The following is a 26,650-nucleotide window of genomic DNA, read 5'->3' as shown; positions in this document are numbered from 1 at the left end:
GCGAGAGGTTGAAGCGCAATGGCCGAGGTTTCCCTGCGTAAGGTGATCAAGCGTTACGACGACGTCGAAGCGGTGCGCGGCATCGACCTCGATATCGCCGACCACGAGTTCATCGTGCTGGTCGGCCCCTCCGGCTGCGGCAAGTCGACGACGCTGCGCATGATCGCAGGCCTCGAGGACATCAGCGACGGCGACATCATGATCGGCGGCGATGTCGTCAACGACGTGCCGCCCAAGGACCGCGACATCGCCATGGTGTTCCAGAACTACGCGCTCTACCCGCACATGACGGTCGCGGAGAACATGTCGTTCGGGCTGCGCCTGAAGCACTATCCCAAGGCCGAGATCAAGGCGCGGGTGACGGAGGCCGCGCGCCTGCTCGACATCACCGATCTGATCGACCGCAAGCCGAAACAGCTCTCCGGCGGCCAGCGCCAGCGCGTCGCGATGGGCCGCGCCATCGTGCGCAATCCGAAGGTGTTCCTGTTCGACGAGCCGCTGTCCAATCTCGATGCGAAACTCCGCGTGCAGATGCGGATCGAGATCAAGAAGGTGCACCAGAAGGTGCGCACCACGACAGTCTACGTCACCCACGACCAGGTCGAGGCAATGACCTTGGCCGACCGCGTCGTGGTCATGAACAAGGGCCGCATCGAGCAGATCGGCACGCCGAACGAGCTCTATCACAAGCCGGCGACGCGCTTCGTTGCGGGCTTCATCGGCTCGCCCGCGATGAACTTCATCCCGTGCCGGCTCGAGGATTCCGGCGGCACGCTCCAGATCCGCCTGACCGACCGCGTCGCCTTCGCGCTGCCGCCGGCCCGCGCAGCGCGCTACAACGCGCTGCCCCGCACCGACAAGCTGCTGCTCGGCCTCCGGCCCGAGCATCTCACCGAGGCGCATGCGCATCTCGGGCCGGGCATCGAGACCTTCGACACGGTGCTCGACGTCACCGAGCCGATGGGCATGGAGACTCTGGTCTATTTCGGGCTCGACGGCACGCCCGTGTGCGGCCGCGTCGATCCCAATGCCGGCGCTACGGACGGGGCTCCCATGCGTTTGGCGATGGACCTCAACAACATGCACCTGCTAAACGAGGAGACCGGCGTCGTGCTGTGACGCCGGCTCAAGAAACGCGAGCAGGCGGGGAGCAATGGCGACCAACAAGAAGAAGATTTTCGTTACACAAACTTTGTCGCAAGGGGCACGTGCCCTCCTCACCCAACGGGACGATATCGAGCTCGTCGAGTTTGCCAACCTGATCTCGGCCAAGGATTTCGAGGCCCTGCTGAAGAGCCATGCGCCAGTCCATGGCGTGGCGCTCGGCGCCACCGCCTTCGGTGAGACCGAGCTCGAGGCGTCCAGGGACATGAAGGTGGTGACCCGCATCGGCGTCGGCTACGACGCCGTCGATGTGCCCGCCCTCTCCCGCCGCAAGGTGCCGCTGATGATCGCAGGCAGCGCGAACTCGCCCTCGGTCGCGGAAGCGGCGCTGTTCATGATGCTGACGCTCGCCAAGCGCGCCAATGAGATGCACGCCTGCGTCAAGGACGGCAAATGGGCTGACCGGCTCGGCATGCTGCCATTCGACCTCTACGGCAAGACCGTGCTGATCATCGGCTTCGGTCGCATCGGCAGCCGCACCGCCAAACGCTGCCTGGCGATGGAAATGAACGTGCAGGTCTACGATCCCTACAAGCCTGCCGCCGACATCAAGGCCGCCGGCTGCGAGCCGGTCACTGACCTCGACGCCGCGCTGCCGAGCGCCGATTTCGTCAGCATCCACTGCCCGAAGACGCCGGAGACCGTCGGCCTGTTCGATGCGGCGCGGATCGGCCGGATGAAGCCGAAATCCTACCTCATCAACACCGCCCGCGGCGGCATCGTGAAGGAAGCGGCGCTGTATGACGCGCTCGTCTCCGGCAAGATCGCCGGGGCCGGCATCGACGTGTTCGAGGCGGAGCCGCCGCCGGTCAGCAACGCGCTGTTCGCGCTGCCCAACGTCATCATGGCCCCGCATGTCGCGGGCGTCACGGTCGAGGCGGTCCAGCGCATGAGCGAGCAGACCGCGCGCAACATCCTGAGTGTGCTGGACGGCGACCCGATCCGGCAGAACGTCATCAATCAGGACGTGCTCGGCTGAAAAACCGAAAGGCGGGCGGGTGATCCGCCCGCCTTCGGAAGGCCAGAATGCGTCCCATTTTGGTGCAGATCGGGCCCCAACTCAGCCTTAATCGAACCCGCGTAATATATCCGGCCGCGGCGGCAGTGGGACAGACATGCCGGCCGCGTCGAGCTGGAGGATGGACCCTTGTCAGAGATCGACCCGACCGACCACGCGCTGGCGACCATCGCAAGCATCTTGGAGCACCCGGAGCCGGGCCTCGTCGTCCGCGAAATCGAGATCATCAGCGAGACCGAGGTCGTCGTCGGTGAGCAGCCGACCGCCGAAGAAGAACATGCTGAAGAACATCATGCGGTCGACGAGCATCCGGTGGTCGACGAGCAGCCCTTGGTGCCTGATCACACCGATGCCGACGGCTACAGCAAGGTCGGTCCCGGCCCGATGGTGGCGATCCGCCTGAAATGGACGGTGCATCGCGGCGACGACGGACAGTACTATGTCCACGAGACCATCGGCGAGCAGTCCGCGCCTGTGGTCAGCGGCCCGATGACCAGCGAAGCCGCCGTGCGCTTCGTCGACGAGCACGAGGACGAGGCACACCGCCGCTTCGAGCTGTTGCGCAGCGAGATCGCCGGCCGCAGCGCGCTCGCCGAGTTCGAGCGCAAGGGCGAAGCCTAGCGCTCCGGCCGGAGGTCTCCATGCACCTCTCCCGAAGGGAGAGGTCGGAGCGCATCGAAGATGCGATCCGGGTGAGGGGTTAAGGTCTTACTGCGCGCGGTTGCCCCTCACCCGGATTGCACTGAACGATGCTCCGCATCGCCAGGCGCAATCCGACCTCTCCCCGCTGGGGAGAGGTGAGCACCAGGCTCCTACTTCCTTCCCAAAAAATCCTTCTTCACGAGCTCGACGCCGGCGTGCCGCAGCAGGTCGTAGGCGGTCGTGACGTGGAAGAAGAACTGCGGAATGCAGTTGACGAGCAGCAGCGTCCGCCCGGTAAAGGGCAGCTCGGTCCCGTTCTTCAGCCTCCAGACGACCTCTAGTTCCGCAGCCGCTTCGATCTCGGCATGCGGCAGGCTCTCGATGAATTCAAGCGACGTTGCGATCCGCGCCTGTAGGCCGGCCATGTCGTGCTCCAGCGCCGGCAGCGCGACCGGTTCGCGACCTGCCAGCAAGGCTGAGGTGACCGTGGCGTGGCGGCAGGCCTCGCCGACCTGCTGAGCCAGATCGTACATGTTCGGCGCCATGCGCATGCCGAGCAGGACCGCCGGATTGAACTTGCGCGTCTCGGCATAGGCGACGCCCTTGTCGAGCAGGACGGACAGGTTGCGCAAATACGGCACGAAGAGGCCGACAGAGGCCTCGTACATCGAGATCGTCACGACAAGATTCCCTTCAATTCCGGCTCGCCAGCAACTGGCATCTGGTCTAAATCCACACGTCGAGGGCTGCACAATGACAGCTCGGGCATGGGTGGAAAAGAGATGATCGTTCGTATAGTGGCGGCTCTGGCCGTGGTCGTGCTGGCAAATCTTTCGGCGCACGCGCAGCAGGCGACGCCCTCGCGCCTCGACGAGATCGTCAAGCGCGGCACGTTGCGCGTCGGCATGACCGGCGACTACAAGCCGTTCACCTATCTCGACAAGGCCACGCAGCAGTTCTCCGGCTTCGACGTCGACATGGCCGAGGCGCTCGGCAAGGCACTCGGCGTCAAGGTCGAGTTCGTACCGACCGCCTGGCCGAAGCTGATGAAGGACTTCGAGGCCGACCAGTTCGACATCGCCATGGGCGGCGTCTCGGTCACGCTCGACCGGCAGAGGAAGGGCTTCTTCTCGACGCCGATCATGCGCGATGGCAAGACGCCGATCACCCGCTGCGCCGACGTCGGCAAGTATCAAAGCATCGCCGACATCGACAAGAAGGGCACCCGCGTCATCGTCAATCCCGGCGGCACCAACGAGCGCTTCGCGCGTGCCAACATCAAGGACGCAGAGATCACGGTCTTCTCCGACAACACCGTGATCTTCGACGAGATCGCCAAGGGCAATGCCGATCTGATGATGACGGACGCCTCCGAGACGCGCTACCAGCAGAAGCAGCATTCGGGCGTGCTCTGCGCGGTGCATCCGGACAAGCCGTTCGACTTCTCCGAGAAGGCCTACTGGCTCCAGCGCGACATGGCGCTCAAAGCCTTTGTCGACCAGTGGCTGCACATCTCCATGGAAGACGGCAGCTACAAGAAGATCTACGCCGCCTGGTTCGACTAGAGCGTTTTCGAGCGTTTCGATCTCGGTCCCCGTTCCGATTCCGTCGGAACGGCGCTCCAGGCCGCGTCCTCCTGTCGCCGGCCTCTGCCAAACTTTGGACCGGCCCCAGGCCTATTGAACCCGGAACAGCGGGACGACGACTCATACCGAGACAGTGATGTAGATCACGTTTTGGAATGAAGCCGGCGCGTAAGGGTCGGTGCGGGGACCACCTGTTCAGGAGATGGAAATGAGGAAGCTGTTGGCCACGGCCGCGTTCCTTTTGGCGAGCACCGCTGCCCAGGCGCAGTACACTTTCGAATATGGCGGGCGCACCATCCGCATCGATCCCGACCGCGGCACGGTGCAGATCCCCGGCGTGTACGACAACACCGGCCAGGGCAAGGCCAAGAAGGCGAAGAAGAACGAGACGCCCGCGGACAAACAGCCGCCGCAGCAGACCAAGGTCGATCCGCAACCGCCAGCCGCGCCTGCCCCAGCCCCCGCTCCAGTCACAGCGCCGCCCGCGGAGCAAGCGCCGGCATCTGCGCCGGCCGCCGCAGCACCGCCGCCGGCGCCGCCCCCACCTGCTCCGCCTCCGGCAGCGACCGCCAGCACCGCTCCGGCCGAGACGGCCGTGCTGCCGCCGCCCGCACCGCCTCCGGCCCCCGCGCCGGTCGAGCAGCAGGCCGCTCCGGCCGCGGCTCCGACCGTGGCCGCTGCACCTCCGGCGCCGCCTCCGCCCCCCGCGCCTGCGCCCGCCCCCACTCAGTCCGCCGCCGTTGCCCCGCCGGCTCCCGCGGCAGCGCACGCGCGCGATCTCAATTCGCCGCTCGGCGTCTGGCTCACCGAGGAGAAGGAAGGCAAGGTCCGCATCGAGCAATGCGGCAACAATCTCTGCGGCTATTCGGTCGATTCAAAATCGAACCAGAACGGCGAGCAGGTCCTGATCAACATGAAGCCCGGCAAGGACCAGAAATGGTCCGGGCGCATCCTCGACCCGAACTCCGGCTCGACCTACGATTCAACGATCGCGATGAAGGGCACCGACCGGCTACGCGTGCAGGGCTGCGCCTTCGGCGGCATGTTCTGCGGCGGCCAGACCTGGACGCGAGTGAACTGAACTCGAGCGTCGCGCTCTGACTGAGACAAGGGGCCCGCAAGGGCCCCTTTGCTTTTGGCCTGCATCATTGCGACGTGCGCCACCTCACGCAGCGTCTTGCGCGCGTGACAGCCCTCACATCACGGGTTCAGCACCGGTGACACGATCCCCGCATGGTCAACCCCAAGGGGCGTGTCATGAACGGATTTCGCAGAGGTCTCTTCGTCAGCATCATCGCCATCGCCTTCCCGCTCGCGCAGGCTGATGCTGCGGGCTCCACCTTCGACGGCACGTGGAATGTCCGCATCTCGTCCTCGAGCCAGACGTGCGGCAATGGCGCGACGGTCGCGATCGGCATCAGCAACGGCCAGATCGCCTCGAGTAGCGCAGCCGTGACGGCTTCGGGCCGCGTGGCCGATGCCGGCAACATCAACGTCACCTTGAGCACCGGCATCAAGCGCGCGGTCGGCTTCGGCCGCCTCAACCGCACCTCCGGCTCCGGCACCTGGCGCGGCGCCATGTGCACGGGCACGTGGACGGCGGAGCGGATGTAGGTCGTGTGTCCCGGACGCGGTGCGGCGCGTAACGCTGCACCGCTGAACCGGGACAGAGAAATCTTGAAAGAGGGCTAGCCGAGCGGTGCGCCGTATTCCGCGTCCGTCACCGGCTCCAGCCAGGTCGAATAGACGCCGTCGAGCGCTTCCTGCATGGCGATGTGGCACATGCTGTTGTTTGGCGAGGCGCCGTGCCAGTGCACTTCACCCGGCGGAATCCAGACGGTGTCACCCGGACGGATCTCTTGGACCGGGCCGCCCTTGGTCTGGACGCGGCCGACGCCCGAAATCACATACAGCGTCTGCCCGAGCGGATGGTGGTGCCAGTTGGTGCGGGCGCCCGGCTCGAACGAGACGCGCGAGACGTTCAGCCGCGCCGGTGCGGGCGCCATGTTGATGGGGTCCTGCAACACGGTGCCGGTGAAGTTTTCCTTCGGCGCGCGGCGGGTCGGCCGCGTGCCGGCGAGCGTGATGTCCATGGGATACCTCGTTTCCTGTTACTTCTTGCTGGCGGCGTAGCGCGCCTTGGTCTCGGCGTTCATGGGATAGAGGCCCGGCAGCACCGCGCCGTTGTTCACCTCGTTGACGATCCAGGCTTCCATCCGCTCCTGCTCGACGCCCTCGGCGAGGACGTGGTCGAGCATCGCCTGCGGGATCAGCACGCAGCCGTCCTGGTCGGCGACCACGATGTCGTTCGGGAACACGGCGACGCCGCCGCAGCCGATCGGCTCGCCCCAGCCGACGAAGGTCAGGCCCGCGACCGACGGCGGAGCGGCATAGCCGTCGCACCACACCGGCAGGTTGGTGCCCAGCACGCCCTCGACGTCACGTACCACGCCGTCGGTGACCAGCGCGGTGACGCCGCGCTTCATCATGCGGGCGCAGAGGATGTCGCCGAAGATGCCGGCATCGGTGATGCCCATGGCGTCGACCACGGCGATGCAGCCCTCGGGCATCGCCTCGATCGCGGTGCGGGTCGAGATCGGCGAGGACCAGGATTCCGGCGTCGCCAGATCCTCGCGCGCCGGCACGAAGCGCAGCGTGAAGGCCGGGCCCACCAGGCGCGGCAGGCCCGGACGCAGCGGACGCGCGCCGCGCATCCACACATTGCGCAGGCCCTTCTTCAGCAGGACCGTGGTGATGGTGGCAGTGGTGATGCCGGCGAGGGTCTTGCGGGCTTCGGGGGACAGCGACATGGACGAGAACGAGCTCCGAGGTGCGGGAAAGAACGCGCGCATCTTGCGAGGTGCAGCCCTTCCGTCAAGGGCCAAAAGACCCACAGGAATGCAGGGCGGCAGGGCCGTTATGCGATGCGATAACAAGGCTTTATCGCCTCCCCTTGCATTAATTTATTGGACTTGCGGGCGCATTTACGCGAAGCAGGGGGACGCGGAACTCAAGGGCGAGCCCGCGTTCTCTCAGAAGCCCGATTTCGACAGCTCTTCGACAGCTCATGGCCGCGACGCTTCCCCCGCCCCGCCTTCTGCCCAGTGGCGACAGCGCCGTCACGGTCGAGTTCAGCCGCACCATCGACGACGACGCCAACCAGCGCGTGTTGGCGCTCGACAAGGCGCTCGCCGCAAGCCCCATCGACGGCATCACCGAGACCGTGCCGACCTATCGCTCGCTGCTGGTGCACTACGATCCCGGCAAGATCGGCTTCGAGGCGCTCGGCGAAAACATCCTGCCGATCGCCACCCGGCCGCTGCCGCCCGTCACCAAGGCCCGGCGCTGGCGCATTCCGGTCGCCTATGGCGGCGAGCATGGCATCGACCTCGAGGATGTCGCGAAAGCGCTGAACACGACGCCCGACGACATCGTCGCCCGGCACGCCGGCGGCGACTACAAGGTTGCGATGATCGGCTTCACGCCGGGCTGGTCCTATCTCAGCGGGCTCGACAAATCCCTGCACATGTCGCGGCGGCAGTCGCCGCGGGTGCTGACTCCGGCCGGCACCATCTCGATCGGCGGCATCCAGGCCGGCATCCAGTGCCTGGCCGCGCCCAGCGGCTGGCACCTGCTCGGCCGCACGCCTGTGCGAACCTATCAGCTCCACCGCAATCCGACCTTCCTCACCGAACCCGGTGATCGCGTGACGTTTTTCGCCATCGACCACAAGACGTTCGAGGAGCTGGACCGCGCCGCCGAGGCCGGCGAGATCGTCGCCGAGCGGGTCGACGCATGAGCCGGCTCATCGTCGCCAGCATCGGTCCCGCAAGCTCCGTCCAGGACGGCGGCCGCCACGGCGCTCAGCGCTACGGCCTGACGGTCAGCGGCGCCATGGACCGCCTGTCGCTGGCCGCGGCGAACACGCTGGTCGGCAATGATCCGTTTGCAGCCGCCGTCGAGATCGGCCCGTTCGGTGCCACGTTCACCGCCAGGGACGGCGCGGTGCGCCTCGCCATATCAGGCGCGCCGCGCAACGCAGATATCGCCGGGAAGCCGGTGGCGATGGACACCTCGGTGACGCTCAAGGACGGCGAGACGCTGACGCTCGGCTTTGCCCGCGGCGGCGCGTTCACATATCTCGCGATCGAAGGCGCGATCAAAGGCGAGCAGGTGTTCGGCAGTCTCGCCGTGAATGCGCGCGCCGGGCTCGGCAGCCCCTACCCGCGCCCGCTCCAGGACGGCGACGAGTTCACGGTCGATGCCGCGAGCGGCGCGCCCGAATTGCGCATCGAGCTGCCGAAGCCCGTAAGCGGCCCGATCCGCGTTCTGCTCGGTCCGCAGGACGACGAGTTCGACGATGCCAACAAGGCGTTGTTTCTGGAGAGCGAGTGGAAGATCTCGGCGACCTCCGACCGCATGGGCTACCGGCTCGAAGGCCCCGCCATCAAGCACCTGCACGGCCACAACATCGTCTCCGATGGCACCGTCAACGGCAGCATCCAGGTGCCCGGCAACGGCGCGCCGATCGCGCTGATGATGGACCGCGGCACCTCCGGCGGCTATCCGAAGATCGCAACCGTGATCACGGCCGATGTCGGCCGCCTCGCGCAGACCTCCGCTGGAACCGCGTTCCGCTTCCTTGAGGTCACCATGGCGGAGGCGCAGGACGAAGCGCGCAAGTTCGCGCTGCTGATCAAAAACCTTCCGGATCGGCTGCGCTCCTCCGACACCGTCGCGCTCAACATCGAGGCGCTCAGCGATGCTAATGTCGCGGGCTATGCGGTGAGCGCCATGGATGCCGGGACCTGGCAGGTCACGGCCGAGCCGTAAACGACAAGAAAACCAGAGGAGCCCCCCATGAAGACGATCGATCTCAATTGCGATCTCGGCGAAGGTTTTGGCGCGTGGGAGATGGGCAACGACGCAGCCATGATCGAGCTCGCAAGCTCGGTCAACGTCGCCTGCGGCTTCCATGCCGGCGACCCCGACATCATGCGGCGAACGGTTGAGCTGGCGAAGGCCCGCGGCGTCTCGGTAGGCGCGCATCCCGGCTATCGCGACCTGCACGGCTTCGGCCGGCATCCGATCGCCGGCCTGAAGGCCTCCGAGATCGAGAACCTCGTCGCCTATCAGATCGGCGCATTGCAGGCGATCGCGACCGCGGCTGGCCACAAGGTGACGCATGTGAAGGCGCATGGCGCGCTCTCCAACGTCGCCTGCGAGGACGACATGACGGCCAAGGCGATCGCCGCCGGCATCAGGGCGGTCGATCCCAATCTGATCTTCGTCGTGCTCGCCAATTCGAAGCTGGTGAAGGCCGGCGAGGACGCCAATTTGCCGCTGGTGCACGAGGTGTTCGCCGACCGCGCCTATGAGGACGACGGCAACCTCGTCTCGCGCAAGAAGCCCGGCGCGGTGCTGCACGATGCGAAAGTGATCGCCGACCGCGTGGTGCGCATGGTGCAGGACGGCGCGGTGGTGTCGGTGACCGGCAAGGTCATCAAGATGCGCACGGACACGGTGTGCATCCACGGCGACACGCACGGCGCCGTCGAGATCGCACGCACCTTGCGTCAGGCGTTGAAGGAAGCAGGGATCGAGGTCGCGCCGTTCAAGCGCGGGACGTGAGGCACATCAGGTGCCGTAGGGTGGGCAAAGCGGAGCGTGCCCACGATATCGATTTTGTATGAGAGATGGTGGGCACCGCGCTGCGCGCCTTTGCCCACCCTACGAGATCGTCAAAACGGATGCACCGACAGCGTGCCGAACACGATGGCCGCGATGACGGCAAACGCACTGTAGAGCGCGACATGGTGCATGCTCGCCCCGCTCCGACGCGAGAGCGAGCGCGCGTAGAGGTGCAGCCTGGCTTCAGCCGATAGTTCGCGCATGGTCGATCTCCAACGCCCCATTTGCGGGAGTATGAAGGATCAACCCTGGCGGGTGACAAGACGGCGGCGGAAATAGCGATGCGCCTTCTCTGAAAGCCCCGCGCCGCAGGCGCAAATTCTCTTCACCGCGCGGTTCCGAGAATCATATTCGTTAAGATCCAAGCTAGATGGAACCCGCTGGATGACGCTGGGATGACAGCTCTCGTAGGGTAGGCAAAGCAAAGCGTGCCCACCACTTAGGGATAGTGGGCACGGCGCGCGAAGGGCACGCCTTTGCCCACCCTACAGCACCGAGCAAAATCGAAACGAGTTTCCTCGTCTTGATCGAGCTGAAGCTTAGTACACGTCGGCCTGGAAGCGGCCGGTCTTCTTGAGCTCGGCGACGAAGCTGACGGCCTCGTCGGTCGAGCGTGCGCCGAACTGGGCGACGATATCGACCAGGGCGCGCTCGACGTCCTTGGCCATGCGCTTGGCATCGCCGCAGATGTAGAGATGGGCGCCCTCGGCGAGCCAGGTCCATAATTCGCGGCCGACCTCGCGCATGCGGTCCTGCACATAAAACTTCTTCTCGCCGTCGCGCGACCAGGCCAGCGACAACCGCGTCAGTTGGCCCGACGTCTTCATCGCATTGAGCTCCTCCTGGTAGAAGAAGTCGCAATCGCTGCGCTGGTGGCCGAAGAACAGCCAGTTCTTGCCGGGCGCGCCAGTCGCCTTGCGGTCGAGCAGGAAGGCGCGGAACGGCGCGATGCCGGTGCCTGGGCCGATCATGATGACAGGCGTCTTCGGGTCCTGCGGCAGGCCGAAGCCATGCGCCTTCTGCACATAGACCTTGAGCTTGTCGCCTTCGGCGATGCGCTCGCCGAGGAAGGTCGAGGCAACACCAACGCGCTTGCGCTTGCCGATGATGTAGCGCACGGAATCCACCGTCAGCGACAGTTTTCCCGGCGTCGCATTGTGCGACGACGAGATCGAGTAGAGCCGCGGCTGCAGCGGCTCCAGCGCCTCGACGAAGGCTTCGGGATGCGGCCGCGTGCCCGAGAATTTCTGCAGCGCCGCCATGACGTCGAGCGTTGCGGCATCGCCATCGGGGTCCTCGCCCTGCGCCAGCGCTCGCGCCTTCTCGCGCTGCGCACCGCCGGTGATGAAGGAGATCAGCTCGAACAGCGAGTCCGGCGCCGGCGACAGCGAGACGTCGTCGATCAGCACTTCACGCAGCGTCTTGCCGTTGACCTTGGTGGTGTGGGAGGCGCCGAGCAGTGCGATGATCTGGTCGACGAGGCCGACATCGTTGCGCGCGAACACGCCAAAACTGTCGCCGACCACGTAGTCGAGCTTGCTCGCGGAGAGATCGAACTCGATGTGATAGGTCTCCTTCTCCGACTTGCCCTTGTTGAGAAGGCGGCGCGACAGGAAGGTCGCCTCGGTCGGATTGTCGCGCGAGCGGCCGGGCTCGGCGATGGTCACGGTCACGGCGGGCGCGGCCACCGCGTCCGTCTTCTCGGGTGCTTTCGCCGCGGGGGCCTTGTCCAGCTCCTCGTACAGCGATTTCAGCATCCGCGCGGTTTCCTTGCCGCCGGGGACGCAGAGATTGAGCCGCGCTTCGCTACGGCTCGCGATCGCCTCGGAATAGTCGTGGCAATTGTAGCCGCACTGGCCGCAATCCTGCTGCGCCATCGCCGCCATCATCTTGCGGCGCACGGGACGGCCTTCGGCGAGCTTCATCCGGTCGGCGATCGGCATGGTCTGGTCGTGCCATGGCGCTTCGCCATCGTCGCCGTCCCCACTTTGCATGACGGCGGCACCCTGCTCCGCCGACAGCGGCGTTGCCACATCAGGAGACAGCAGGCCGGCAAAGAAGCCGTTCAGCCAGGAGCGCTGCGCGTCGGAAAACGGCGCGCTGGCGGGAATGATGTCGAGCTTCGGCGGAGGCGTGATCTGGTTCATGCGGACACCTGTGCATCGGCAAGCTTGCGCAGCGTTTCGCCGTCATGGCGGCGCGCGAAGGAGAGGAAGGTCTCGTCGGGCGAGGCGCGATGGGCGAGATAGGCCTTGAGCAGCGCCTCGACGGTCTTCGGCGCGTCCTCGGCCTTGAGGTCGTGATAGACCTCCTGCCCGACATCGGCGTCAGGGCCGAACCCGCCGCCGGTGAAGAGGTGGTAGCCCTCGACGGTGTCCTCCTCGTTCACGGGCACGCGTGCACCGATCAGTCCGATGTCGCTGATATAGTGCTGCGCGCAGGAATGGTGGCAGCCGGTGACGTGGATGTTGACCGGCTTGTCCATCGCGACGCGAGGTTCGCACCAGTCGCCGATCTCGGCGGCGTTCCGCTTGGTGTTGGACGCCGCGAAGCGGCAGCCGGCATTGCCGGTGCAGGCGATCAGGCCGGCGCGGATGTGGGAGGCTTCGACCGCGAGCCCGATCTGCTTGATCGCGGCGATGGCGAGATCGACATTCTCGTCGCGCACCCCTGATATCAGCAGGTTCTGCCAAACAGTCAGGCGGATCTCGCCGTCGCCGAGGTCCCGCGAAACTTTTGCGAGGCCCCGCATCTGGTCGCAGCTGAGCTTGCCGAGCGTCAGCGACACGCCGATCCAGTTGAGGCCGGCCTGCTTCTGCTTGTGCACGCCGACATGCGCCATTCGGTCCGCGGCAGGTCGCGGCGCAAATGCCTCCTCTGGCACCCGCGCGAAAGGCGTCTTCAGCCGCTCCTCGACCAGCTTGAGGAAGCCGTCATGGCCCATGGCGTCGAGCACGTATTTCAGCCGTGCCTTGTTGCGGTTGGTGCGATCGCCATGGTCGATGAAGACGCGCACGATGGCGTCCGCGACGGCGGTCGCCTGCTCTGGCTTGACGATGATGCCGGAGTATTTTGCAAAATCCTTGTGGCCGGTGATGCCGCCGAGGCCGAGCCGGAACCAGACGCCGGGCTCGACGCCGAAACCGTCCTTCACCTCATACGCCGTGAAGGCGATGTCGTTGGTCTCTTCCAGCACCGCGATCCTGCCGGCGCCGTCGAAGGCGACGTTGAACTTGCGCGGCAATCCGTAGAGCGAGCGGTCGTTGAGAATGTGGTAGTGCCACTCGCGCGCATAGGGCCGCGTGTCGATGATTTCCTGCGGATCGATGCCGGCGGTCGGCGTTCCGGTCACGTTGCGGATGTTGTCGGCGCCGGAGCCGCGCGAGCACAGGCCGAGATCCTGGATGCCCTCGATCAGCTTGATCGCGTGCTTCGGCGGGATCTCGCGCAGCTGGAGATTGGCGCGGGTCGTGACGTGGCTGTAGGGCCCGCAGAGCTCATCGGCGAGATCGGCAAGGCCCGACAGCTGCCAGTGCTTCATGATGCCGTTCGGGATGCGCAGGCGGCTCATGTAGGAGTCCTGCGTCGGCGCGACGTAGAAGATGCCGTAATAGCGCCAGCGGAAATTGTCCGCCGGGCTTGGCGGGGCGTTGTCGAGCGCCTGCTGGCGCAGCCGCGGATAGGCGTCGAAGGGATGCTCGTCGCGCTTGAACTTCTCCTGGTCGGCAAGCTTCTTGCCCGACGCGATCACCTTGTCCTGCGCCTTGATGTGCACGGCGTCGGGACCAACAGGCTCTGCGTTCGCTTTGCCGGTGCCGCCGCCGAGACCGCGACCGACGCGGCTGATCTGGAGGCCGGTCGTAAAACCTTCGAGATAGCGCTTCTGCTCGTCGGTAAAGTCGACTGAGACGGTATCGAGTTTCATGATCGGGTACGAAGCTCCTGCGGCCACCTCGGTGGCATCGACGGACATTGGCGCGACCCGTGGGGCACTCGGCTGGCCCTGGAGCCGGCTTTGCTGCCCAACGGTCCGATCAGCTTCGTTGCTGTGGGACTCGGCTCAGCAGGCACCTGTGACAAGCTGGCCGCAGTGCAACATACAAGTTGCGTGCCAGCTTCAACGAAACGAAAACTGAAGTGATTTCACAGGATTGCGGAAGCGTCCGCAGAAGTGCCGCCCTCGGCACCCTCACGAAATTCGAGCAGTCGGCCTAAAATTTAGTCGATTAAGGTGACCGCCCAAAATATAAGCAAAGCCGAATCAGGCCGTCCAGCGCCCCACGTCGAAGGCCTTCAGGTGCCCCAAGATGTTGCCGGGATCGAACGCCGGGCCGGCGAAGGCACCGAGCCCTGCGGGAGCTTCATCGGGCGGCCGGCGGCCGACGGCTGCGTCGTAGAGGTCGGGCCTGAACACGGCCATCGCCGTCTTGACGCCATCCGGCGTCAGCGCCGTCTGCCCCCAGCGCACCATCTGCGCATAGAGCCAGGCGGCCTGAACCGGATCCGGACGCCCTGCCCCTTCACGTCCGACCAGGAGATAGCGGCCACTTTCGCGGATGGTGCCGTCAGGCGAAATCTTCAGGCGTCCTACCAGCGTCCGCTGGATCACCTCGACATCGACGCCGATCCGCTCGGGCTGCGCCAGGATCTGCGCCGCCTCGGTCAGGTTCGCCGGCTCCTCGATGAACGCGGCTGCCTTCACCGCCGCGCGCACCAGGGCGGCGACCACGTCCGGATTCTTGTCGGCCCAGACCTGGCGAAGCGCCAGCACCTTCTCCGCGGCGCGGGCCAGGATATCGGAGGAGAAATGCAGGATGTGGCCGATGCCGAGATCGACCGCGATCGAATTCCAGGGCGCGCCGACGCAGAACGCATCGACATGGCCGTTCCTGAGGCTGTCGACCATGAAGGGCGGCGGCAGCACGACGAGGCGCACGTCCTCGTCGGGATCGACGCCGGCCGCTGCCATCCAGAACCGCAGCTGGTAATTGTGGGTCGAGAACGGGAAGGTCATGCCGAAGGTCAGCGGCTCGGCCCCTGCCTTGCGCCTGATGGCGACGACCTTCGCCAGCGCTTTCGCCGTGGCCATCGGATCAAAACGGTCGCCGTCGATCTCCTCCATCAGCGCGCCATGCAACGCCGGCGAGACCGTGATCGCATTACCGTTGACGCCGAGATTGAAGGGAGCGGCGATCGGCACCTTGACGTGGCCGAGCCCGAGCGAGGATGCGATCGCGACCGGTGCGAGCAGATGCGCGGCGTCGAACAGGCCGATATTGAGCTTGTCGCGGACATTGGACCAGGACACCTCGCGCACCAGCTCGACCTCAAGACCCTCGGCGGCGGCAAAGCCCTTGTCGACGGCGACGATCAGGGCTGCGGCATCGACCAGCGGTATGAACCCGATGCGGAGGGGAGCGGTCATTTCAGCATCTCCGACGCGGTGATGATCGACTGGGCGATCTCGCCGATTTTCTTCTTCTCGCGCATCGCGGTGGAGCGCAGCAGCACATAGGCCTCATCCTCGGTGAGGCCCTTCACCTTCATCAGGATGCCCTTTGCCCTCTCGATGATCTTGCGGTCTTCGAGCTGCGACTTGGTGCGCTCCAGCTCCTCCTGGAGTTTTGCGAAGGCGTTGAAGCGGGACACGCAGAGGTCGAGGATCGGCTTGATGCGCTCCTTCTTGAGCCCGTCGACGATGTACGCGGAGACCCCCGCCTCCACGGAGGCTTGGATCGAGGCGGAATCGCTCTGGTCCACGAACATCGCGATCGGCCGCTTCACGGCGCGGCTGACCTGGAACATCGCCTCCAGCACGTCGCGGCTGGGGTTTTCCAGATCGATCAGGATGATTTCGGGGTCTACCGCATAAATACGGGCCAGCAGGCTCTGCATCTCGCGGATATGGACCACTTGCGTGAATCCAGCCTCCCGCAACCCTTCCTCGAGGATCGCAGCCCGGATCGGGCTTTCGTCGACAATCACGATTTTCGGCGACTGTTCGGCGCTCATGGCTCACTCACGGCAGGCGATTCATCCATAGCATGCCGGACGCCGATGCAAAGGGTTGTAATTATGGCAATTGGGACTAGCCGAGGCCCGTCAATCAGGCAGATCAGATATGGATCAGACGGCTACGCCTGAGGTCAGCTTCGTGTCGCTCGGGTGTCCCTGAGACAACGAAGGTAAGCTTTTTGAGCGGCGCGCTACGAAAAGAAAAATGCCGCCCGAAGACGGCTGTCGACATCTCTCGGTCCTGGCGATCAATCTCAGTCAAGGTCTCTACGCAGTCGGTCGCTCGCATTCGTCGGAAATCACGACGAGGCATTGGCCTACGCACGTCGTGCCTTGGCCCTCAATCAGCTTGGCCCTCAATCAGCTTGGCCCTCAATCAGGGAGGCTGGCGATTCGAAGTCCGTGTTCAGTAGCGCCTGACGCGGGCGGTGTGATTTCGGTGATGCGGCCGTACCAACCTTTGCAGTCCCGTCGCGTCGCCGAGCGGTGCCTGCGGGGCCATCCCGTACGCAGAATATCCGCGGTTATCGTTCGAATAGATGGAGAAGGTCGGGTCCGCGGCTGCGGCCGCGGCGGGCTCCGAGGCCGACTGCCATGCCGAGGCCGGCGTTGCAAGGAGCGCGGAAAGAACGAGCGTCGCGCCCAAAACTTTGAAGCTGGTCATGCTTTCCTCTTGTTGTTGGTGCGCAACCCATGCGCGCGCGATCCATCGACATGACCGACACCTAGGCGTTGGCATTCCCCTCGCGCAGGGGTGGCGCAATCACGCTTCGGCGATCGGCGCGCCAACGAAGTGATCGAATGGAGATTCGGAGAACTCGATCGGACCGGACTCCTACCAATCGGGAACCTTCAGTCCGTCCACTGATTGCCGCACTTCTCTACGCGCGAGCATGACTCGAGTATCGCAATGCGCGCTTTTGTTATTGAATTTCGCTATCGGAGCAATCAGTTAGTTCGCATATCCGAACAATTCAGATGCAGGTTCCGGGCGACCACATGGACAGAGCGCCGCGTATCACGGAATCTTGGCGCCGACGATCATCTTGTCGAGAAGTGGCACGGCAGCCATCACCGCCGTCTCGTTGAGGCCGGAGACCGCTAGCCGCACGACGTAGAAGTTGCCGTCCTTGTCGAGATCGGCGTAATGCGCGATCACTTCAATCGGCTGGTCCTTCAGGGACGGATTGTCATAGCGGTTGATAATGACCTCGGGGTTCACCGAGGGAAGCGTGGTGATCTTGGCATTCTCGCCGGATGTCGTCGCCCAATCCCTATCGCTCGTTGCGATCCATTGAACCAATTCGGTCCGATCTTTGTTGTAGCGGCCTTCGGCATAGATGATTGCCTCGGCTTTACCGAATTTCTTCCCATTGGGCACGAACATCGAGGCGCCGTACTTGAGACTCGCGGCCTCGTCCCTCGTCCACCCATCGGGTGCCTTCACGCGCGGCCTGAATTCCGGACACACTCGTTCTTGCCGATCGCAGACATGGATGATCTTGTCGACTTCAGCCCGTACCGGAAACATCGCGCCGCAGGCGGCGGTAACGAAAGCCATGCCGAAGATGAAACGGCGCATCGCAGTTTAGCTCCGTGGAATTATGCGAGAAAGAAAATAACAACTAAAACGTGTGCGCTGGAGCAATTCAGCTCGGCTCCTCCACTCACACAATCGGAACCGGCCTCCCACATCAGGAGCCCTCAGTCAGTCCATACCTCCCTTGTGACCGGCCGATCAGGGTCATATACGCGCGAGTACTGCTTTAGCATCGCACCGCATAGGTTAGTTGTTGAATTTCGCCATCGGTTCAATTACTTGGATCGCTAAATCCGGACAGTTCAGATTTTTAGGCTCCAGGCGATATGGACAGAGCGCCCCGCATTTCATTCACGTCACTCGGGTGTCCCAAGGCATTGGTGGATTCCGAGCGCATCATCACGCGCCTCCGCGCCGAGGGCTACGAGCTCGCCCGCAAGCATGACGGGGCCGACATCGTCATCGTCAACACCTGTGGCTTCCTCGACAGCGCCAAGCAGGAATCGCTCTCGGCGATCGGCGAGGCCATGGCCGAGAACGGCAAGGTGATCGTGACGGGCTGCATGGGCGCCGAGCCGGAAGCGATCGAGCAGGCCTATCCCGGCGTGCTCTCCATCACCGGCCCGCAGCAATATGAGAGTGTGCTCGATGCCGTGCATCGCGCGCTGCCGCCCGCCCATAATCCGCATCTCGATCTGGTGCCGCCGCAGGGCATCAAGCTGACGCCGCGGCACTATGCGTATTTGAAGATCTCCGAAGGCTGCAACAACCGCTGCACCTTCTGCATCATCCCGAAGCTGCGCGGCGATCTTGTCTCGCGCCCGGCCAATGACGTGCTGCGCGAGGCCGAGCGCCTGGTCGGCGCCGGCGTGAAAGAGCTGCTGGTGATCTCGCAGGACACCTCGGCCTACGGCGTCGATCTCAAATATGCCGAGAGCCCGTGGAAGGACCGCCAGGTCCGCGCCAAGTTTCTGGACCTCGCGCGCGAGCTCGGTGAGCTCGGCGCCTGGGTCCGGCTGCAATATGTCTACCCCTACCCGCATGTCGACGAGGTCATCGCGCTGATGACGCAAGGCACGGTGCTGCCCTATCTCGACATCCCGTTCCAGCATGCAAGCCCCGAGGTCCTCAAAGCGATGAAGCGCCCGGCGGCGCAGGACAAGACGCTGGCGCGCATCAAGCGCTGGCGCGAGGAATGTCCGGATCTTGCCTTGCGCTCGACCTTCATCGTCGGCTTCCCCGGCGAGACCGATGCGGATTTCGCCTATCTGCTCGACTGGCTCGATGAAGCCGAGATCGACCGCCTCGGCTGCTTCAAATACGAGCCGGTCGCGGGCGCGACGGCGAACGCGATCGAGAACCCGGTGCCGGAAGAGGTCAAGCAGGAGCGTTACAACGCGCTGATGGCCCGTCAGCAGAAGATCTCGGCGCGTAGGCTGAAACGCAAGGTCGGCACGCGCCAGCAGATCATCATCGACGAGGTCGGCCCGACGGTTGCGAAGGGCCGCTCGAAAGCCGATGCGCCGGAGATCGACGGTGCGGTGTACCTGTCGAGCCGCCGCCCCTTGCGCGTCGGCGAGATCGTCACCGCGAAGATCGAGCGCGCCGACCAATACGACCTGCACGGCAGCGTCGCGGGGTGCTGACGGCGCGCAGGCGTTTCCACAGCGTCATGGCCGGGCTTGTCCCGGCCATCCACGCCTTGACGCACGGTACGAAGTACGTGGAGGCCCGGGCCTTCGCCTCGCCGAAGCGGCTTCGGCCGCGCAGGCGGGACAAGCCCGGGCATGACGACCACGTGTGAATGTTCGCATGCGATGGCGTGTCGCTAAGCTACAGCTCCGTCACACAAGTTCATCACGTCGCTTCTCCCGACGCCTGCCGTCCGTCATGCGCGGAAAACACCTCCTTGGCTGCGAACAGCCCGTTCACCGCCGCCGGGAAGCCCGCATAGACGGCCATCTGCATGATGATCTCCACGATCTCGTCGCGAGACAGCCCGACGTTCAGACCCGCCTCGATATGCACTTTGAGCTGAGGCGCGGCATTTCCGAGCGCCGTCAGCGCGGCGATCGTCGCGATCTCTCGATCGCGCAGGCCAAGGTCCGGGCGGCTGTAAATGTCGCCGAAGGGAAACTCGATCACGTAGCGTGCGAAATCCGGAGCGATGTCGGCGAGCGAGGCGACGACCTTTTCGCCGGCTCTGCCGTCAATGCGCGACAGGGCCCGCTGGCCGCGATCGAAGCGGCTTTCGGCTTGTGTTTGGGCGTGCGTCATTTTCCTTCGTCCTCTGTTCGCCGCTGGCATAGCCGGCAATCTTGGTATCAAGGACGAGCAGGCATTCCTGGAGTTCAGCTATCTGCGTGCGAACCTGTTCCCGGTGGATTTCCAGCAGCTGCCGCCGGGCTGGCCCGGTGGCTTCGCCTTCATCACGAAGCGCCGCATAACGCAACATGTCCCGGATCGGCATTCCCGTGGTCTTGAGCCGGCCGAGGAATTCGATCCATCTGAGGATCGATGCGTCAAAGTCACGCTGGCCGGAACGATCCCGGTCTGCGTATGGCAGCAGCCCGATGCGCTCATAATAACGCAACGTGTGGGTCGACAAGCCGGTTCGTTTTGCGAGGTCGCCGATCTTCATGTGTGCCCGTTCTCGTACTGACGCACGTACAGATACCCCTTCGAGCGCACTCTAAGTCAAGGGGATCGAAGGTGCCGTTTCCGCGAGGTCAAGATCGCACGACAGCAGAGCATTTCGGCGCGACGGCTGGGCGGCAGCGTCGCGGGATTCCGAGCTTCAGGATGCCGCCAGCCATTTCGGCACCCAGCGCTCCGGGCGCGGGGCGCGGGTGAGGTCGGCCTTCGCCTCGGATAGCAGCGCCGGCTCGCCATCTATCGTCGGCCGCACGTCGTATTCGAAATTCGGCATGACGCGGCCGTCGGCATAGAGGCCGAACTTCATCGCGTACCACAGCCCAAGCTCGGGCTGGGCGCGGCGCATCTCCTCGCGCAAATCGCGCAGCAGGGATTCGATCGAGGCGGCCTCCTCGAACGGCTGCGGCCCGCGCGACAGCACGCGCGCCTCATACTGCTTGCCGACGATCGCGACCTCGAAATGGGTCTTGTCCCAGGGCTTCTTGCCCTTGGGCAGATGCGCGGCCAGTCGCCAGCCGAGCTCGGCCATCAGGCGGTGATTGGCCCAATAGTCCTCGCGGTCGCGGCTCCATTTTTCGACGAAGCCGCGGAAGTCGGGCAATTCGGAAGGCATATCCTCGGTCGCCGCGGGCTCGCCGGCCGGCCGCTCGGCGAGCCAGCGCGCAAGCTCGACCGTCTGGGACTCGACCTCGTCGCGTGGCTTGAGATCGCTCCAGGCCTTGTCGAACTGCTGCGACGTCAGCTTCGCCAGCAGGGCGTCAAGGCTCGGCGCGAGCAGCTCGTAGTCGCCTTCCGATCCCAGCCCCACGATCGGCGGGTTGTCCCGGTCGAGCCCCGCGCCATACCAGCCGCCGACGGCCGAGCCGTCCGGCAGCCGCATGAACAGCGAGAACCGGTCGCGCAAGGGACTGCCGTCGATGATGGGCGCATGATCGGAGAACTGGCCTTGCAAGGAGAAGCAGCCGACGCTGCCCCACGGCCGCCCCTGCAGCCAGCCGGCGAACTCGACCAGCAGGGGCAACGCGTCGATGCCCGGCGGAAACGCGCCGCGAATGCTGTCGAGGTCGATCGGGTAAAGCGTGTCGGACAAGGCTGAAAACTGTCTGGTTGGTCCCGCCCCTCTTGGTCGGTTCCGGCGCACGTCCGGTTCGAACCAATTCGCGTCCCTCGATCACAAACGCGCTAGAGGCTCCTTTGTTTCTGCCCGGCAATCAAATGACATGCAACCCCAAGACCGCTACCCCGACCGCGCTGTGCGCGATCAGCACCGCATTGATCCTGCTTGCGCTTCCGGCCGCCGCACAATCCCCATCGCCCGCGCAGGCCCGGCAATGGTGCTTCGGCACCGACCAGGTCAGCGACGACGAGCGCCTCGCCGGCTGCACGGCTGTGCTGAAAACCAACCCTTCCCATGCACGGGCGCCGGCCAACCGCGGCGAGACGTTCCGCCGCAAGGGCGAGGCCGAGCGGGCCGTGGCCGACCTCAATCGCGCCATCGATTTCGATCCGAAGGACGCCATCGCCTGGTACAATCGCGGCATCGCCTATGACGACCTCGGCGATCGCGATCACGCCATCGCCGACTATACCAGCGCGATCCGGCTCGCCCCCAATGACGCCCTCTATTACAACAACCGCGGCAATTCCTATAGCGGCAAGGACGACTACGAGCATGCACTCGCCGACTACAATCGGGCGATCAAGCTCGATCCGAAATTCGCACTCGCCTATTACAATCGCGGTACCGCCTTGCGTGAGCACGACGAGGCCGATCGCGCTCTCGCCGATTTCGACAGATCGATCCAGCTCGATCCGAATTATGGCCCGGCCTATGGCAACCGCGCGCGCGTCTATCGTGACCGCGGCGACCTTGCCCGCGCGCTGGCCGATTTCGACAGGTCGCTGCAACTCTCTCCGAATAACGACCTCGATTACTATGCGCGCGCGAACATGTATTTCGAAGGGCACGACTATGCGCGGGCGCTGGAGGACTACGACCGCGCCATCAAGGCGAACGCGAGCTATTCCGCCGTGTTCAACGACCGCTGCATGACCCGCGCGATCCTCGGCCGGTTGCAGGAGGCGCTGGCGGATTGCGAGCAGTCGCTGCGGATGCGGCCGAACGACCCTGATACGCTCGACAGCCGCGCCCTCACCTATCTCAAGCTCGGCAATCTCGACGCGGCGATCGCGGACTACGACGCGGCGCTGAGCACCAAGCCTGCCTACGACAGCTCGCTCTACGGCCGCGGACTCGCGAAGCGCATGAAGGGCGACAACGAGGGTGCGGAGCGCGACATCGCGGCGGCCAAGGCGATCAATGCCGACATCGCCGATGCGTTCGTCCGTTACGGCGTCAAGTAACCCTCTACCGCAAGCATGCCGGGCGGCACTCGCGTGCGATGTGACACTATAATGCATTCACGCAGAGGTCACCGACTCGTCCTAACTCTGCCCGCGCTTTCAACGCGAGCGAGGATCTTTGATGAGCCGCCTCTCACACATGCTGCGCACGCAGCGCTTCGACGATTACCGATTCTACCACCAGAGCACCGTCAACCAGACACTGCACCTCGTCAGCGCGATCATCTTCCTCGGCTGCTACGCGCTGCTTTTCAAGGACCCCGCGCTCGCGGGACTGGTCGGCTGGCTCGCGATGCTGACGCGGCAGACCGGGCATTTCTTCTTCGAGCCGAACGGCTACGACGCCGTCAACGATGTCAGCAACGAATACAAGGAAGCGGTCAAGGTCGGCTACAACCAGACCCGCAAGATCATCCTGCTGCTGGTCTGGGGCAGCGCGCCGATCGCGCTCTATGCCTATCCGACGCTGTTCGGGCTGTTCGATCCTCCCGCCGGCCGCGTCGACTTCATCCGCCATGTCGGCGCGCTCTGGCTTGCGATCGGCGTCAGTGGCGGACTTGCCCGCATGCTCCAGCTGTTCGCGACGCGCGACGGCGCGACCGGGCTGGTCTGGGTGTTCAAGGTGCTGACCGATCCCTTCCACAACATCGCGCTGTACTGGTCATCGCCGCTCAAGCTGATGCGCGGCGAGCTGATCGACACCTCGATTGCGGATGCGGACTGGGGCGACGAGGACGGCGAGGAAGCGGCGCATTCGGCCTGATCGATGCACGCTCGGCGAGCATCGCGCAAACGAGCCGCTTGACAAGCCCTGCCATTCGGCTGTACGGACGCGCCCCATGATCAACGCTCGGACCCATCAGCGCACCGAAATGCTCCGTCGTCGCTTCCGCGACGATGAGAGGGTGCGCCTTGTCCGACGACGCCGCTGAACCACTAAATTCAGCCGAGTTTTCGAAGGCCGCACCCGCAAGGTGCGGCCTTTCTGCTTTTTGCGCCTCTTTTTCACCGCCTCCAGAGGAGTTCGATATGACGACGCATCCCTACGACGCGCTGATGGACATCACCGCACGGCCAAAAGCCGTGTTCGTCCGCGGCGCGGGCTCCTACCTCTGGGACGACAGCCGCAAGCGCTATCTCGATTTCGTGCAGGGCTGGGCCGTGAACTGCCTCGGCCACTCCCCGCCCGCGATCGCCGACGCGCTCGCGTCGCAGGCCAAGCGGCTACTCACGCCGAGCCCGGCATTCTACAACGAGCCGAGCCTGAAGCTCGCCGCGGCGCTGGTCGAAAACAGCGCGTTCGATCAGGTGTTCTTTGCCAATTCGGGCGCGGAGGCCAATGAGGGCGCAATCAAGCTCGCGCGCAAATATGGCAGCCTGCACAGGAACGGCGCGTTCGAGATCATCAGCTTCGAGGGCGGCTTCCACGGCCGCACGCTGGCGACGATGTCGGCCTCGGGCAAAAAAGCATTCGAGCCGCTGTTCGAGCCGAAAGTCGCCGGCTTCAAGAAGGCGAAGCTGAACGACATCGCCTCGGTCGAAAAGCTGATCGGCGGCAATACGGTCGCGGTGATGCTCGAGCCGATCCAGGGTGAATCCGGCGTGTGGCCGGCGACCGATCAGTTCCTGCAAGAGCTGCGCGCGCTCACTGAAGAGCGCGGCCTGCTGCTCATTTTCGACGAGATCCAGACCGGCATGGGCCGGACCGGAAAGCTCTTCCACTATGAGCACACAGGGATTGCGCCCGACATCATGACGCTCGGCAAGGGTATTGGCGGCGGCGTGCCGCTTGCCGCGCTGCTCGCGACCGAACGCGCCTCCTGCTTCGAGCACGGCGATCAGGGCGGCACGTTCAACGGCAACCCGATCATGTGCGCGGCCGGGCTCGCCGTGCTCGAGGAGGTCTCCAAGGCGGACTTCCTGAAGACGGTCACCGAGACCGGCTTGCTGCTCGAAAGCGAGTTGCAGAAGGTCTCGGCCCGGCACGGGCTCGGCGGCGTGCGGGGACGCGGGCTGCTGCTTGCGCTCGACCTCAAGCTGCCGATCGCGCCCGGCATCGTCGCGCAGGCATTCGATGCCGGCGTGCTCATGAATGCGCCGCAGGTCGACAGCTTGCGCTTCATGCCGGCGCTGAACGTCACGCGCGCCGAGATCGCCGAGATGATCGACTGTCTCGACGGGATTTTGACCAGGGCCGGCGCGGCACGGCGCGTCGCCTAGGCTTCGCGATCGGCATGGCGGAACTTCCCTCCGCCATGCCGCCACGGTTCACGCAGCGCCAAAACGTTTCGCGAGATGCGCGGCCCTGTCGGGGTCAATCTTTGTGACGATCGGGGCAAGCTTCGCGACCGGACTGCCGGCATGGCTATCGAGCAATTCGAGACACGGCTTCGTTGGCCAATCCGGGACGACGCCATCAACGCCGAAGGCATCCAAGACCTTCCCCGACAGTTCAGGGATGATGCTCCATGCAAGCACCGCCGACAGACGCACAAGGTTCAGGCCGGTGCGTGTTGCAACCGCAGCCCTGACACGGTCGGATTTGATTGCAGTCCAGGGCGCTGCCTGCTGAAGATAGGCGTTCGCCGCACTCCAGATCGCCCGCGTTTCTGCAGCGGCAGCACGAAATTCCAGGTCTTCGTGATGACGACGCAGCGAGACGATGCGCTTGTCGAGCTCGGCTGCCAGCTCAAGCTCCAGATCCGAAGGCTCGCCGCCCTCGGGAATACGGCCGTCGAAAACGGCATGCGCAAAGCTGATGATCCGGTTGGCGAGATTGCCGAAGACGTCGGCGAGGTCCTTGTTCACGTCGGCTACAAAGCGCCGCACGGAAAAATCGGTGTCTGCGCTCTCCGGCGCGTTGGCGATCAGCCACCATCGCCAAAGGTCGGCCGGCAGTTCTTCCAAAGCTGCGTCGGCAAAAACGCCACGCTGGGCGCTGGTCGAGAACTTGCCGCCTTCATAAGTGAGCCAGTGGAAGCCCTTGATGACGTCCACAGTCTTCCAGGATTCGCCCGATCCAAGCAGCGTCGCCGGAAAGCTGACGGCATGGAACGGCACGTTGTCCTTGCCGAGGAACTGGATGTATCTGACGTCGTCGGCCTGCCACCACCAGCGTTGCCAATCACGGCCGGGCGCGGCCGCCGCCCATTCCTGCGTGGCGGCGATGTAGCCGATCGGCGAATCGAACCAGACGTAAAACACCTTGGTCTCGAAGCCCGCGCGCGGAACCGGAATGCCCCAGGTCAGATCGCGGGTAATGCAGCGATCCCTGAGCTCTGCTGTCAGCCAGCTTTTCGCCGTCGATACCACGAAGGGTGGCCAGCCGGAGCGTTGGTCGATCCAGCTCCGCAGCGTTTCGACCAGACGAGACTGACGCAGGAACAGATGCCGCGTCGGACGGATCTCGAGCGCCGTATCGCCAGACAGCGCCGAGCGCGGCGCAACCAATTCGTAGGGATCGAGTAGCGCGCCGCAGCCGTCGCATTGATCGCCCCTCGCCTCACGGTGCCCGCAATGCGGGCAGGTCCCCAGCACATAGCGGTCGGCAAGAAATCGCTGATCGACCGGCGACCAGACCTGCCGCAATTCGCGTTCATCGATCAACCCGCCGGCATCGAGCCGGCGATAGAAGTGTTGGGTCAGCGCCGCATTTTCCGGCGATGAGGTCCGGCCGAAATGATCGAACGAAAGGCCGAAGCGGCGATAGATGTCGGCCTGAATCGCGTGCTGCCGGGCGCAGAATTCGCCGACCTCCTCACCTGCTTTGAGCGCGGCGAGCTCAGCCGGCGTCCCGTGCTCGTCGGTCGCACAGATGAAGAGAACCTCGTCGCCGATTTGTCGCCTGAACCGCGCATGCACGTCGGCAGGAAGCAGTGAGCCGATGAGATTGCCGAGATGTTTGATGCCGTTGACGTAAGGCAACGCACTGGTGATGAGAATCTTGGTCATGGGAAGCGCTCTTTCGCGTTGAAG

At 64.6% G+C, this 26,650-nt stretch carries 27 protein-coding genes; 13 read left to right on the top strand and 14 right to left on the bottom strand.

Translation table 11 applies throughout. From position 1 onward, the window contains the following. The first annotated feature begins 18 nt into the window (after positions 1 to 18). The 3 genes from ugpC to AAFG16_RS25710 all read left to right on the top strand — a co-directional run bounded on the left by ugpC (position 19) and on the right by AAFG16_RS25710 (position 2,803). Positions 19 to 1,119, top strand: a complete 1,101-nt coding sequence (ugpC, locus tag AAFG16_RS25720) for a sn-glycerol-3-phosphate ABC transporter ATP-binding protein UgpC (protein ID WP_283079188.1) — start codon at positions 19 to 21, stop codon at positions 1,117 to 1,119. Positions 1,120 to 1,153: 34 nt separating this feature from the next. Beyond that, a complete protein-coding gene (locus AAFG16_RS25715; RefSeq protein WP_342729822.1) occupies positions 1,154 to 2,143 on the top strand; it encodes a hydroxyacid dehydrogenase in 990 nt (329 codons plus the stop codon). A gap of 168 nt (positions 2,144 to 2,311) precedes the next feature. Continuing rightward, complete coding sequence (locus AAFG16_RS25710) at positions 2,312 to 2,803, top strand: hypothetical protein (protein ID WP_342729820.1); 492 nt, start codon at positions 2,312 to 2,314, stop codon at positions 2,801 to 2,803. A 191-nt stretch (positions 2,804 to 2,994) separates the two neighbouring features. On the opposite strand, the gene AAFG16_RS25705 is transcribed toward AAFG16_RS25710, so the two are convergent. Further along, positions 2,995 to 3,492, bottom strand: coding sequence for a DUF1993 domain-containing protein (locus AAFG16_RS25705; RefSeq protein ID WP_342740967.1), 498 nt, complete (start codon positions 3,490 to 3,492; stop codon positions 2,995 to 2,997). Between the two features lie 114 nt (positions 3,493 to 3,606). On the opposite strand from AAFG16_RS25705, the gene AAFG16_RS25700 reads away from it, so the two are divergent. The 3 genes from AAFG16_RS25700 to AAFG16_RS25690 all read left to right on the top strand — a co-directional run bounded on the left by AAFG16_RS25700 (position 3,607) and on the right by AAFG16_RS25690 (position 6,024). After that, on the top strand, positions 3,607 to 4,389 hold the full coding sequence (locus tag AAFG16_RS25700; protein ID WP_342729818.1) for a transporter substrate-binding domain-containing protein: 783 nt from the start codon (positions 3,607 to 3,609) through the stop codon (positions 4,387 to 4,389). Between the two features lie 229 nt (positions 4,390 to 4,618). Then, a complete protein-coding gene (locus AAFG16_RS25695; RefSeq protein ID WP_342729816.1) occupies positions 4,619 to 5,491 on the top strand; it encodes a DUF2147 domain-containing protein in 873 nt (290 codons plus the stop codon). Positions 5,492 to 5,667: 176 nt separating this feature from the next. Next, complete coding sequence (locus AAFG16_RS25690) at positions 5,668 to 6,024, top strand: hypothetical protein (protein ID WP_342729814.1); 357 nt, start codon at positions 5,668 to 5,670, stop codon at positions 6,022 to 6,024. 74 nt (positions 6,025 to 6,098) lie between these two features. On the opposite strand, the gene AAFG16_RS25685 is transcribed toward AAFG16_RS25690, so the two are convergent. Together AAFG16_RS25685 and AAFG16_RS25680 are read right to left on the bottom strand one after the other, a co-directional pair. After that, complete coding sequence (locus tag AAFG16_RS25685) at positions 6,099 to 6,503, bottom strand: cupin domain-containing protein (protein WP_342729812.1); 405 nt, start codon at positions 6,501 to 6,503, stop codon at positions 6,099 to 6,101. 18 nt (positions 6,504 to 6,521) lie between these two features. Next, complete coding sequence (locus AAFG16_RS25680; protein ID WP_128951761.1) at positions 6,522 to 7,220, bottom strand: ribonuclease activity regulator RraA; 699 nt, start codon at positions 7,218 to 7,220, stop codon at positions 6,522 to 6,524. Between the two features lie 257 nt (positions 7,221 to 7,477). On the opposite strand from AAFG16_RS25680, the gene pxpB reads away from it, so the two are divergent. Genes pxpB through AAFG16_RS25665 form a run of 3 tightly spaced genes read left to right on the top strand, consistent with a single transcriptional unit; the run spans position 7,478 to position 10,041 of the window. After that, complete coding sequence (gene pxpB, locus AAFG16_RS25675; protein WP_342729807.1) at positions 7,478 to 8,209, top strand: 5-oxoprolinase subunit PxpB; 732 nt, start codon at positions 7,478 to 7,480, stop codon at positions 8,207 to 8,209. Further along, the gene (locus tag AAFG16_RS25670) at positions 8,206 to 9,243 is read left to right on the top strand and encodes a biotin-dependent carboxyltransferase family protein (RefSeq protein ID WP_342729805.1); all 1,038 of its coding nucleotides are present in this window, start codon (positions 8,206 to 8,208) and stop codon (positions 9,241 to 9,243) included. The genes pxpB and AAFG16_RS25670 overlap by 4 nt, the downstream gene beginning before the upstream one ends. Positions 9,244 to 9,270: 27 nt before the next feature. Then, on the top strand, positions 9,271 to 10,041 hold the full coding sequence (locus AAFG16_RS25665) for a 5-oxoprolinase subunit PxpA (protein ID WP_342729803.1): 771 nt from the start codon (positions 9,271 to 9,273) through the stop codon (positions 10,039 to 10,041). Between the two features lie 110 nt (positions 10,042 to 10,151). Here AAFG16_RS25665 and AAFG16_RS25660 read toward each other — a convergent pair whose 3' ends face one another. The 7 genes from AAFG16_RS25660 to AAFG16_RS25630 all read right to left on the bottom strand — a co-directional run bounded on the left by AAFG16_RS25660 (position 10,152) and on the right by AAFG16_RS25630 (position 17,698). Further along, positions 10,152 to 10,304: a hypothetical protein gene (locus tag AAFG16_RS25660; RefSeq protein WP_283079178.1), complete on the bottom strand. Its 153-nt coding sequence runs from the start codon at positions 10,302 to 10,304 to the stop codon at positions 10,152 to 10,154. A gap of 336 nt (positions 10,305 to 10,640) precedes the next feature. Beyond that, on the bottom strand, positions 10,641 to 12,248 hold the full coding sequence (locus AAFG16_RS25655; RefSeq protein WP_342729800.1) for a sulfite reductase subunit alpha: 1,608 nt from the start codon (positions 12,246 to 12,248) through the stop codon (positions 10,641 to 10,643). Further along, positions 12,245 to 14,026: a NirA family protein gene (locus AAFG16_RS25650; protein WP_342729798.1), complete on the bottom strand. Its 1,782-nt coding sequence runs from the start codon at positions 14,024 to 14,026 to the stop codon at positions 12,245 to 12,247. Before AAFG16_RS25650 ends, AAFG16_RS25655 begins: the two co-directional genes overlap by 4 nt. Positions 14,027 to 14,362: 336 nt before the next feature. Continuing rightward, a complete protein-coding gene (locus AAFG16_RS25645) occupies positions 14,363 to 15,526 on the bottom strand; it encodes a CmpA/NrtA family ABC transporter substrate-binding protein (RefSeq protein WP_342729796.1) in 1,164 nt (387 codons plus the stop codon). Then, complete coding sequence (locus AAFG16_RS25640; RefSeq protein ID WP_283079174.1) at positions 15,523 to 16,113, bottom strand: ANTAR domain-containing protein; 591 nt, start codon at positions 16,111 to 16,113, stop codon at positions 15,523 to 15,525. Before AAFG16_RS25640 ends, AAFG16_RS25645 begins: the two co-directional genes overlap by 4 nt. Before the next feature lie 409 nt (positions 16,114 to 16,522). Then, positions 16,523 to 16,780, bottom strand: coding sequence for a hypothetical protein (locus tag AAFG16_RS25635; RefSeq protein WP_342729793.1), 258 nt, complete (start codon positions 16,778 to 16,780; stop codon positions 16,523 to 16,525). Positions 16,781 to 17,134: 354 nt separating this feature from the next. Beyond that, the gene (locus AAFG16_RS25630; RefSeq protein ID WP_342729791.1) at positions 17,135 to 17,698 is read right to left on the bottom strand and encodes a hypothetical protein; all 564 of its coding nucleotides are present in this window, start codon (positions 17,696 to 17,698) and stop codon (positions 17,135 to 17,137) included. A gap of 284 nt (positions 17,699 to 17,982) precedes the next feature. Between AAFG16_RS25630 and rimO the strand changes: the two genes are divergently transcribed. Next, positions 17,983 to 19,302, top strand: coding sequence for a 30S ribosomal protein S12 methylthiotransferase RimO (rimO, locus tag AAFG16_RS25625; RefSeq protein WP_342729789.1), 1,320 nt, complete (start codon positions 17,983 to 17,985; stop codon positions 19,300 to 19,302). Positions 19,303 to 19,513: 211 nt separating this feature from the next. Here rimO and AAFG16_RS25620 read toward each other — a convergent pair whose 3' ends face one another. The 3 genes from AAFG16_RS25620 to AAFG16_RS25610 form a co-directional block, all read right to left on the bottom strand. Then, on the bottom strand, positions 19,514 to 19,933 hold the full coding sequence (locus AAFG16_RS25620; RefSeq protein WP_014495189.1) for a carboxymuconolactone decarboxylase family protein: 420 nt from the start codon (positions 19,931 to 19,933) through the stop codon (positions 19,514 to 19,516). Next, positions 19,866 to 20,297 (bottom strand): MerR family transcriptional regulator, encoded by a 432-nt coding sequence (locus AAFG16_RS25615; protein WP_342729787.1) that lies wholly within the window; start codon positions 20,295 to 20,297, stop codon positions 19,866 to 19,868. The genes AAFG16_RS25620 and AAFG16_RS25615 overlap by 68 nt, the downstream gene beginning before the upstream one ends. 156 nt (positions 20,298 to 20,453) lie before the next feature. Beyond that, positions 20,454 to 21,401: a hypothetical protein gene (locus tag AAFG16_RS25610; RefSeq protein WP_342729785.1), complete on the bottom strand. Its 948-nt coding sequence runs from the start codon at positions 21,399 to 21,401 to the stop codon at positions 20,454 to 20,456. A 125-nt stretch (positions 21,402 to 21,526) separates the two neighbouring features. On the opposite strand from AAFG16_RS25610, the gene AAFG16_RS25605 reads away from it, so the two are divergent. The 3 genes from AAFG16_RS25605 to AAFG16_RS25595 all read left to right on the top strand — a co-directional run bounded on the left by AAFG16_RS25605 (position 21,527) and on the right by AAFG16_RS25595 (position 24,895). After that, complete coding sequence (locus AAFG16_RS25605; protein WP_342729781.1) at positions 21,527 to 22,675, top strand: tetratricopeptide repeat protein; 1,149 nt, start codon at positions 21,527 to 21,529, stop codon at positions 22,673 to 22,675. Between the two features lie 121 nt (positions 22,676 to 22,796). Then, positions 22,797 to 23,438 (top strand): hypothetical protein, encoded by a 642-nt coding sequence (locus AAFG16_RS25600; protein ID WP_342729779.1) that lies wholly within the window; start codon positions 22,797 to 22,799, stop codon positions 23,436 to 23,438. A gap of 266 nt (positions 23,439 to 23,704) precedes the next feature. Next, positions 23,705 to 24,895: an acetylornithine transaminase gene (locus AAFG16_RS25595; protein ID WP_342729777.1), complete on the top strand. Its 1,191-nt coding sequence runs from the start codon at positions 23,705 to 23,707 to the stop codon at positions 24,893 to 24,895. A gap of 48 nt (positions 24,896 to 24,943) precedes the next feature. Here AAFG16_RS25595 and metG read toward each other — a convergent pair whose 3' ends face one another. Continuing rightward, a complete protein-coding gene (gene metG, locus AAFG16_RS25590) occupies positions 24,944 to 26,626 on the bottom strand; it encodes a methionine--tRNA ligase (RefSeq protein ID WP_342729775.1) in 1,683 nt (560 codons plus the stop codon). Positions 26,627 to 26,650: the final 24 nt, after the last annotated feature.

The sequence above is a fragment of the Bradyrhizobium sp. B117 genome, from assembly GCF_038969555.1.
Taxonomy (GTDB): domain Bacteria; phylum Pseudomonadota; class Alphaproteobacteria; order Rhizobiales; family Xanthobacteraceae; genus Bradyrhizobium.
This window is presented reverse-complemented; position numbering and strand designations above follow the sequence as displayed.